This window comes from Corallococcus exercitus (assembly GCF_003611585.1).
Lineage (GTDB): Bacteria > Myxococcota > Myxococcia > Myxococcales > Myxococcaceae > Corallococcus > Corallococcus exercitus.
In genome coordinates this window covers 1-9,158 of sequence record NZ_RAVW01000397.1, presented here as the reverse complement: position 1 = coordinate 9,158, position 9,158 = coordinate 1, and the positions used below count along the sequence as shown (strand labels likewise).

Here is a 9,158-nt window from a genome sequence, read left to right as displayed (position 1 = left end):
GGACGGGATGCAGGGGGATGCGCTGCTGGGCGCGGCGAAGGCGGCGGCGCTGGCGGCGGCACCGGGAGAGACGCGGGTCAGCGGGCCGTCCATGTACCGGCTGGCGCTGGGCGAGCGGTCGGTGGTGGTGGCGGACGCGGCGCTGATGCGGCTGTTCGAATTGCTGCGCCGGCTGGCGGTGAGCCCGCTGCCGGTGCTGATCCACGGCGAGACGGGGACGGGGAAGGAGAACGCGGCGTGGGCGGTGCATCACTGGTCGCCGCGCGCGGCGCAGCCGTTCGTGCCGCTCAACTGCGCGGCGCTGCCGGAGAGCCTGGTGGAAGCGGAGCTGTTCGGCCACGAGCGGGGCGCGTTCTCCGGCGCGGACCGGGCGCGGGCGGGCCTGCTGGAGCGGGCGAGCGGCGGGACGCTGTTCCTGGATGAGGTGGCGGAGCTGTCGCTGCCCATCCAGGCCAAGCTGCTGCGCGCGTTGGATCAGCAGGTGATCACCCGGCTGGGGGACTCGCGCGAGCGGCCGGTGGACCTGCGCGTGGTGGCGGCCACGCACCGGGTGCTGGCGGACGAGGTGAAGGCGGGGCGGTTCCGGCAGGACCTGTTCTTCCGCCTGTCCGCGGCGGTGGTGGTGTTGCCGCCGTTGAGGGACCGGCCCCGGGAGCTGCCGCTGCTGGCGCGGGCGTTCCTGGAGGACGCGTGCGCGAGGGCAAGGCGTCCGCCGCTGCACCTGTCCGCCGCGACCATGGAGGTGCTGGGCGCGCACGCGTGGCCGGGGAACGTGCGCGAGCTGAAGAACACGGTGGAGTACGCGGTGGCCACGTCGCCGGGGCCGGTGGTGGAGCCGTCGCACCTGCCGGAGTCACTGCGCGCGGGGATGGACGCGGAGCCGGAGGCCGTGCGCACGGAGGGCGGCACGGAGACGCCGAAGGTGTTCCAGAACCTGGCGGAGGAGCTGCGGACGCTGGAGCGGCGGCGGATGCAGGAGGCGCTGGAGGAGACGGGCGGGGTGCAGACGCGGGCGGCGCAGCTCATCGGGATGCCGCTGCGCACGTTCGCGTTCAAGCTGAAGCAGCACCGCATCGTGCCCTCGCGAGGCCGGGGCCCGGCGGGTGGATGAGGAGCGAGTCGCTTCCAGCGTGGCAGCCACCCGCGACGTTCGGCGAGTACCGCCTGTTGCAGCCGCTGGGACGCGGCGCGATGGGCGAGGTGTACCTCGCGCACGACACGGTGCTGGACCGGCTGGTGGCGGTGAAGTTCATCGCGGGCGTCGCACCGGATGAAGTGCAGCGCGAGCGCTTCCGCACGGAGGCGCGAGCGATTGCCCGGGTGCAGCATCCGAACGTGGTGGGCATCCACCGCGTCGGTGAGGTGAAGGACCGGCCCTATCTCGTCTCCGAGTTCCTGCGAGGGGAGAGCCTGGACCGGCTGGCCCGGCCGGTGCCGTGGACGCGCGTGCTGGAGATTGGAATCGGGTTGGCGAAGGGGCTCGCGGCGGCGCACCGGCAGGGTGTGCTGCACCGGGACCTCAAGCCCGCGAACGCGCTGCTGACCGAGGACGGCCAGGTGAAGCTGCTCGACTTCGGAGTGGCGAAGCTGCTCGACGTGGCGATGGCGCCCGTCGGGCCCGTGCGCTTGCCGGAGGACCCTCGATCCGTGCCCGTGGAGGGTGATGCCACGGTGGATGTGCCGGGCACGATGGATACAGTCCAGGGCCAGGCCGTGGAGGATTCGCGCCGCACCGCGACCGTGGGCTTCAACCACGGTGCCAGCCCGGATGCCTCGCCCCGCCATCTCGTGAGCTCCGACACCGGAGACTCACAGCGTCCCGCAGAGGTGGCGCAACGGACCGCGACCTCGACTCCGCTTCCGCCCGAGCGACTCATCGGCCCTGCGGACCTGCTGTCCACAGGCCGCATCGGGACGCCGCTTTACATGGCGCCCGAGGTCTGGCGGGGGGAGCCGGCCACGGTCCGCAGCGATCTCTTCTCGCTGGGCGTGCTCCTCTACGAGCTGTGCGGAGGCCCCACGCCCGGACCGCTCGCGGAGGCCCCGCTGCGGCCCCGCACCTTCGAACCGCTGGACGTCGCCGTTCCCGGCGTCGACGCCACCTTCGCCGCGATCCTCACGCGCTGCCTCGCGCATGATCCGTTCGCGCGCTTCGAATCCGCGGACGCCCTGAGCGAAGCGCTGGAGTCCAGCGCCTCGCACAACGCGGCCCCGGCCATCGCGCCGCGTCCACGCTGGCTCCGCGTCACCCGCGTGCTCGCGCTACCGGGGCTCGCGGTGGCCATCCTCATCGGCGGCGACTGGTGGGGCGATCGCTCCCGGCGCATCGACGCGGAACAGGCGATGGCCTCCGCGGCCTCCCTCCTCGATGAAGGCCGCGCCCTGGACGCTCGCATCGAAGCGCTCCGCACGGAGGCCTTCACCGCGTTCGACACGGACCGCTCCGCCGAAGCGGAGACCGCCTGGGCCCAGGCCCTGGACCTGGGCACGAAGCAGGCCCGCCGCTACGAGGACGCCAGCGCCCTCCTCGAAGCCGCGCAGACGCGCGTGGGCCGGGGCGCGAACCGAGCCCTGGACCAACGCGTCGCCGAAGTCCTCCTCCAGCGCATCCTCGTCGCGGAGCGCGACCGCGAGCCCGGCGTCCGTACCGCCCTGACCCAGCACCTCGATGAGCTGGACCCGAGCGGCAGCACGAGCCGCAAGCTGACCGCTCCCGTCCGGATGGAGCTGGACAGCGATCCCCCCGGCGCCGTCATCCACGTCGAAACCTTCGAGTCCACGCCCGGCGGCCCCCCGCGCTGGTCCGAGCCCAGGGCCTTCGACAAGACGCCCATGACCTCCGGCCTCACGTTGGAGCCCGGCTCGCACCGACTGACCTTCACGCTCCCGGGCCGGCCGCCCGTGCAATACCCGGTGATGCTCACGCGGGGAGAGACCTTCCGCACGAAGGTCTCCCTCCCCGAACACGTCCCGGACGGCTACGTCTACGTGCCCCCCGGCCGCTTCCTCTACGGCAGTGGCGACGCGGAGACCATCCGGCGCACGGTCATCCGCACGCGCCCGATGCACCGGCTCACCACCGGCGCCTTCCTCATCGCGCGCCACGAAGTCACGTACGCGGACTGGCTCGCGTGGCTGCGAGAGCTGCCCACCTCCGAGCGCGCCGCGCGCAGGCCCCGAGGCACCAACTACTTCGGCACCATCGAGCTGCTTCCGGGCAAGGACGGCATCTGGACCTTCCACCTGGAACACGAAGGCATCACGTACCTGGCGAGGGAAGGGGAGCCGCTGCGCTACCAGGACCGCGCCCTGCGCGCCGAACAGGACTGGCGCCGCTTCCCTGTGTCCGGCATCTCCTGGGAGGACGCCCGCGCGTACGTCACCTGGCTGGATGCCACCGGCCGCATGCCGCGCGCGCGCCTGTGCACCGAACGCGAATGGGAGCGCGCGGCCCGGGGCGCGGACGGCCGCGACTATCCGCACGGCCCGGTGCTCGCGCCGGATGACGCCAACTTCGATGCCACCTACGGTCGCAAGCCGCGCGCCTTCGGGCCGGACGCGGTGGGCTCGCATCCCGCGTCGGACAGTCCCTTCGGCGTGGCGGACCTGTCCGGCAACGTGTGGGAGTGGCTGGTGACGGACACGAACGGCAAGCCCGCGTACGGCGGCGGTTCGTTCTACCAGGACGCGCTCACCGCCCGCGCCCTCAACCACGGCGACGGCGAACCGCGCACACGCTTCCCCTTCATCGGGATGCGCGTGTGCGCGTCCATGCCCTGATCAGAGATCGCGCCCCGGCAGCTGTCCCACCGCCGGCAGGTAGCCCAGCTCCCGGACGAGGATGAACCCGGGCGGGGCCTGCGTGGACGTGGCGTAGACGACCGGCATACGCAAGGACCGCCACAGCTTCAGCGGCCGGCGCTGGCCCGTGCTGGTGACGCCCACGGCGCTGTACACGAAGCCCTCGATGCCCTGGTCCCCGTTGATGGCCTTGAGGGCGTAGCCGGGAAGGCGGTCACACTGCGAATCGTCCGTGAGCAGGGCGGCCCCGCTGCTGTTCTGGCACCGGTACAGCGGCTTGATGAAGCTGCCCATGCGCGTCCGGATGTCGACGGGCAGCTTCGGGGAGAGGATGGCCCCCTCCTTGCGCTGCGCAGTGAACGGCGTCACGTCCGCCACCCCGTTCCCATCCAGGTCCAGGTGGATCCCGATCACGTTGGAGCCGCCCTCGATGATCAGCGGATCCACCATCACCGCGGTGGTCGTCACGTAGCTGTTGGTGGCGGCGTCCATGAACGTCACCAGCGACCGGTCGATGAAGAGCGAATAGGACACGAGCAGCGTCTCGTTGGCATGGAACGCCAGGTCTGTCGATTCGCAGGGGCGCGTCGGACGCGGAGCCAGGACGAGCTTGCGGTTCACGCACGTGGCCTCCAGGGGCAGCGTGTCCCAGCGCTTCTTGCCCAGACACAGCGGCCGCACGCCGCCGCAGTCATCCACCTTCCACACGGCCTCCAGGGCGTAGCCCTCCAGCGTGGCCGGCAGGTCCCCCGTGAACAACTGGTTGGCCTCCTGCGTGTTCATGAACTTCAGCGGCGTCCCGTCCAGCGTGTTGCTCCGGCCCTCGCCGCAGTAGTCCGCCATGGCCATGCGCGTGCACAGCTGGTGGTAGTCCAGCGCGACGGCCTGCGGGAACGTCGTGGCCCAGGGCGCGTAGCCCCAGTCGATGCACTTGGCGATGACGCCGCCGCCCACGAAGAACGGCTGGCTCGCGGTGCCCTCGTTCTTCGCCGCGCAGGCGAAGGTGAAGAACTCGGGGTTGGGGAGCAGCTCGCCGCCGGTGGACCAGGCGTGGGGCGACGCGAGCGCGAAGCCGCTGCCCGTGGGGCACAGCGGCTGGGACGGGTTGTCCTCCGTCGCCGCCGTCACGCGGTACTCCCAGAACGCCTTGCCGTCCGTCAGGTTCTGCGCGGTACACGGAACGGCGGGCCCCGTGATGCCGACGTGGCAGCGGACCTCCTCGATGGTGAGCTTCACCGAACGTCCCTCGAAGGGCGCGCGGAAGGACGTGCCCACGAGGTCGGTCCCCTCCAGGAACCACACCGGAGGACTGGCGCCGGTGCAGGACTGGGTGCCCACCAGCCGCCCGCCCGCCATCATCATCGCGGACTTCGTGCACGCCGCTCCCGTGGACGCAGCGGCGAGCTCGAAGGACTCCAGCGGGATGTTCACCGTCTCGAAGCGCTCCGAGCCGTGCAGCCGCGAGCCCTGCGCGCTGTTCACCGGAGGCGGTTCCGCCTCAGCGCCCAGGGCCGTCAGCATCCCCATCACCAGGCACCACCGCGTCCACGTCCTGTCATTCACCTTCATGTGTCCGTCTCCCACAGGCCTTCGACTCCGTGGGGGCGCGCCATCGCGTCCCCGATACACAAGGAACGCGCCGCGCGGATGAAGATGCAGACGAAGGTCTGCTTTTGTGCCGGTCGTGCAAACCTTGCCGTGGATGCAATCGCTGCATGGCCTCGCACGTGAGGAGGCTGTGCAAACCTTGCACGCACAGCGCGCGGCGCGGTGCGGCGGGCGTTCCAGCTTCCTTGCCCCAGCGGCTTCCCCCAAGATGCATTTCCGCCGGATTTCCCCCGCATTTTTCGCTGCAAAGAGGAGGGGAGCATGACCTTCCACCGCCGTGGCCTCGTGGCCGCGCTCGCGCTGTTCACCCTGGCCGGCCCCGCATTCGCGCAGGCCCAGGCCACACCGCCCAAGCCTCCCGCGGATCCGGAGGCGGAGCGCATCGCGTACCTCCGGTCGCACTACACGAAGTACGAGGTGCGCATCCCCATGCGCGACGGCGTGAAGCTCTTCACGGCCTTCTACGTTCCCAACGACGCGAGCCCCCAGAAGCGCTACCCCGTGCTGCTCACGCGCACGCCGTACTCGGTGGGCCCGTATGGCGCCAGCCGCTACCCGCGCGCCCTGGCCACGAAGGACTTCGAGAAGGAGGGCTTCATCTTCGCCTTCCAGGACGTGCGCGGCCGCTACCTGTCCGAGGGCGAGTTCGTCAACGTGCGCCCCCACCGCGACAACAAGCGCGGCAAGGAGGTGGACGAGAGCAGCGACACGTACGACACCATCGACTGGCTGGTGAAGCGCGTGCCGAACAACAACGGCAAGGTGGGCCTCTGGGGCATCTCCTATCCGGGCTTCTACTCGTCCGCGGGCGCCATTGATTCGCACCCCGCGCTCAAGGCGGTGTCGCCGCAGGCGCCCATCGCGGACTGGTTCTGGGACGACATGCACCGGCATGGCGCCCTCAACCTGCAGATGACCTTCAGCTTCTTCGCCGCCTTCGGCAGGCCGCGTCCCACGCTCACCGACGACACGGAGTGGAAGCCCTATGAATTCGGCACCCCGGACGCCTACCAGTTCTTCCTGGACCTGGGCCCGGTGGCCAACGTGGAGCCCCAGCACTTCAAGGGCGACGTCGCGTTCTGGAAGGACATCGTCGCGCACCCCAACTACGACGCCTTCTGGCAGGCGCGGAACCTGCTGCCGCACCTGAAGAACATCAAGGCGGCGGTGATGGTGGTGGGCGGCTGGTACGACACGGAGGACCTCTACGGGCCGCTGCGCACGTACGCCGCCATCGAGAAGCAGAACCCCGGCATCGCCAACACGCTGGTGATGGGCCCCTGGCCGCACGGCGGCTGGATGCGCGGGGAGGGCTCGTCGCTGGGGGACGCGGAGTTCGGCCTCCCCACCAGCCCCACGTACCAGGAGCTGGGCCTGGCCTTCTTCAAGCAACACCTGAAGGGCGGCCCGGACGCGGCCGTGCCGGAGGCGTTCGTCTTCGAGGGGGGCGCCAACCGCTGGCGCCGGCTGGACGCGTGGCCGCCCAAGGGCACGAAGGAGACGCGCTTGTACTTCCAGCCCCAGGGCGCGCTGACGTTCCAGGCGCCCACGGCGGCGCAGGCGTCCTTCGACGAGTACGTGAGCGACCCGGCGAAGCCCGTGCCGTACACGCAGGACCTGAGCCCCGGCTGGTCCAAGACGTACATGACGGAGGACCAGCGCTTCGCCTCGCGCCGGCCGGACGTGCTCACCTACCAGACGGCGCCGCTGGAGAAGGACCTCACGCTCGCGGGCCCGCTGGAGGCGGAGCTGTGGGTGTCCACCACCGGCAGCGACGCGGACTGGGTGGTGAAGCTGGTGGACGTGAACCCCGGGAAGATGCCCGGCTGGACGAAGGAGCAGGAGCAGGCCGGCGAGCGCAACCGGGGCGCGCAGCAGACGCTGGTGCGCGGGGAGCCGTTCCGCGGCCGCTTCCGCGACAGCTACTCGCAGCCCAAGCCCTTCACGCCCAACGAGGTGACGAAGGTGAAGTTCGTCATCAACGACGTGTTCCACACCTTCCAGCGCGGCCACCGGCTGATGGTGCAGGTGCAGTCCAGCTGGTTCCCGTTCATCGACCGCAACCCGCAGACCTTCGTGCCCAGCATCTACGAGGCGAAGCCGGCGGACTTCGTGCGCGCGATGCACCGGCTGCACCACACGGCGGCCCAGCCCAGTGCACTGAAGGTGAACGTCCTGCCCGCATTGGACGAGTAGTTCCCCGTCCACCCGCGCGCGGTCTGCTAGGCTGCGCGCCCGCCACCAAGGCGGGCGGCCGCTGCCAGGCCGCGCGCCACGCCACGCCATGACGGGAGGGACATGACCGGTCACGACCGGCCCGACGCCGGTCGGGTGCTGCTCGACGGAAGCCTGGGGGAGGGGGGCGGCCACGTCCTCCGCTCGGCGCTGTCCCTCTCGCTCATCACCGGCCGTCCCTTCCAGCTCACCGGGCTGCGCGAGCACCGCGAGCCGGCGGGCCTCCGTCCCCAGCACCTGGCCTATGTGCGCGGCGCGGAGGCGCTGTCCAGCGGCACCAGCGAGGGCGCCGTCGTGGGCGCCACCGAACTTCGCTTCACTCCCGGGCCCGTGCGCGCGGGGGACTACCTGCTGGAGGCCGGCGCGTCCGGCAGCACCCCGCGCCTCTTCCAGTGCCTGGTGTATCCGCTGGCGCTCGCGGGCGGCGGACGGCTCACGCTGCGCGGGGGCACGCACCTGCGCGGCGGGCCCAGCTTCCACGCGCTCGTCGGGGCATGGCTGCCGGTGGCGCGCGCGTACGGGCTGCCCGTGCAGCTGTCGCTCACCCACGCGGGCTTCCACCCGGAGGGCGCGGGCGAGTTCACCGCGGAGGTGGGCGCCCCGGGGGAGCCTCCCGTGCGCGTGGACCTGCCCGCGCGGGGCGTGCTGCGCGAGGTGCGGGTGATGTCCTTCGTGGGCGGGCTGCCCTTCGCGGTGGCGGAGCGTCAGTCCCGCGCAGCGGTGGCCGCGCTGCGCGAGCGGGGCATCCTGGCGGAGGCCGACAACCGGCCGCTGGCGGTGACGCGCTCGCAGGGGTCCGCGACGTTCGTGCTGGCGCAGTTCGAGCACACCGTGGCGGCCTTCACGTCGCTGGGCGAGCGCGGCCTGGACGCCGAAGGGGTGGGGCGCGAGGCGGCGGAGGCCTTGACGCGCTTCATGGAGACGGGCGGCGCGCTCGACGAACACCTGGCGGAGCAGCTGCTGCTGCCGGCGGCGCTCCTGGCGTCAGGAAGGCTGGGGGCGGTGACGCCGGGCACCACGCGCTTCACCGCGGCTCGCATCACCGGCGAGCTGACGGTCCAGGCGGAGGTGCTGCGGCGCTTCCTGCCGGTGCACATCCAGGTGGAGCCGGGCGGAAGCGTGGAGGTCCGTCCGGCGTGAGGCGGAGAAGCGCGGGGCTGGCTTAAGCCTCGTCCTCGGAGGCGCTGCCGCGGGCGCCGAAGGTGTTCACGTCCGCCATCTCCTTCACGGTGCCGCGGTAGGCGCGGATGGCGAAGGGCGTAGCGACGAGGAAGACGATGCCCACGAGGCCAATGGCCATCCAGGGGATGGGCGTCTCCTTGATCTGCACGTCCTTGCCGTAACCGTTGAGGTTGTTGCCCATGGCGCGCGCCTTGGCGGCGTCCTTCTCTGCCTGGGTCAACTCCTTGCGGTTCTGGAACTCCTGGGGCTGCCGGCGCTGGGGCTGCGCCAGGACAGCGCCGCCCCAGACGAGGGCGAGGACGAGAACAAGCCGGGGGAGCGAGGGGGAGGGC

At 71.4% G+C, this 9,158-nt stretch carries 6 protein-coding genes; 4 read left to right on the top strand and 2 right to left on the bottom strand.

Translation table 11 applies throughout. From position 1 onward, the window contains the following. Both D7W79_RS33490 and D7W79_RS33485 read left to right on the top strand, forming a co-directional pair. On the top strand, positions 1-1,111 hold a 1,111-nt coding region (locus D7W79_RS33490; protein WP_147442173.1), incomplete at its 5' end, for a sigma-54 interaction domain-containing protein. Beyond that, a complete protein-coding gene (locus D7W79_RS33485) occupies positions 1,108-3,780 on the top strand; it encodes a protein kinase domain-containing protein (RefSeq protein WP_120529408.1) in 2,673 nt (890 codons plus the stop codon). The genes D7W79_RS33490 and D7W79_RS33485, both read left to right, overlap by 4 nt. On the opposite strand, the gene D7W79_RS33480 is transcribed toward D7W79_RS33485, so the two are convergent. Then, positions 3,781-5,370 carry an ADYC domain-containing protein gene (locus D7W79_RS33480; RefSeq protein WP_120529407.1) on the bottom strand — a complete coding sequence of 530 codons (1,590 nt, stop codon included), beginning with the start codon at positions 5,368-5,370 and terminating at the stop codon, positions 3,781-3,783. Between the two features lie 300 nt (positions 5,371-5,670). On the opposite strand from D7W79_RS33480, the gene D7W79_RS33475 reads away from it, so the two are divergent. Both D7W79_RS33475 and rtcA read left to right on the top strand, forming a co-directional pair. Beyond that, positions 5,671-7,605 (top strand): CocE/NonD family hydrolase, encoded by a 1,935-nt coding sequence (locus D7W79_RS33475; RefSeq protein ID WP_120529406.1) that lies wholly within the window; start codon positions 5,671-5,673, stop codon positions 7,603-7,605. A gap of 102 nt (positions 7,606-7,707) precedes the next feature. After that, the gene (gene rtcA, locus D7W79_RS33470) at positions 7,708-8,784 is read left to right on the top strand and encodes an RNA 3'-terminal phosphate cyclase (RefSeq protein ID WP_120529405.1); all 1,077 of its coding nucleotides are present in this window, start codon (positions 7,708-7,710) and stop codon (positions 8,782-8,784) included. A 22-nt stretch (positions 8,785-8,806) separates the two neighbouring features. Here rtcA and D7W79_RS33465 read toward each other — a convergent pair. Continuing rightward, a partial coding sequence (locus tag D7W79_RS33465) for a hypothetical protein (protein WP_244222114.1) occupies positions 8,807-9,158 on the bottom strand: 352 nt, incomplete at its 5' end.

What these genes read in the sequence shown, in the direction of transcription:
- D7W79_RS33485 (WP_120529408.1), top strand. Translation starts at nt 1,108, where the DNA reads ATGAGGAGCGAGTCGCTTCCAGCGTGGCAGCCACCCGCGACGTTCGGC.
- D7W79_RS33480 (WP_120529407.1), bottom strand. Translation starts at nt 5,370, where the DNA reads ATGAAGGTGAATGACAGGACGTGGACGCGGTGGTGCCTGGTGATGGGG.
- D7W79_RS33475 (WP_120529406.1), top strand. Translation starts at nt 5,671, where the DNA reads ATGACCTTCCACCGCCGTGGCCTCGTGGCCGCGCTCGCGCTGTTCACC.
- rtcA (WP_120529405.1), top strand. Translation starts at nt 7,708, where the DNA reads ATGACCGGTCACGACCGGCCCGACGCCGGTCGGGTGCTGCTCGACGGA.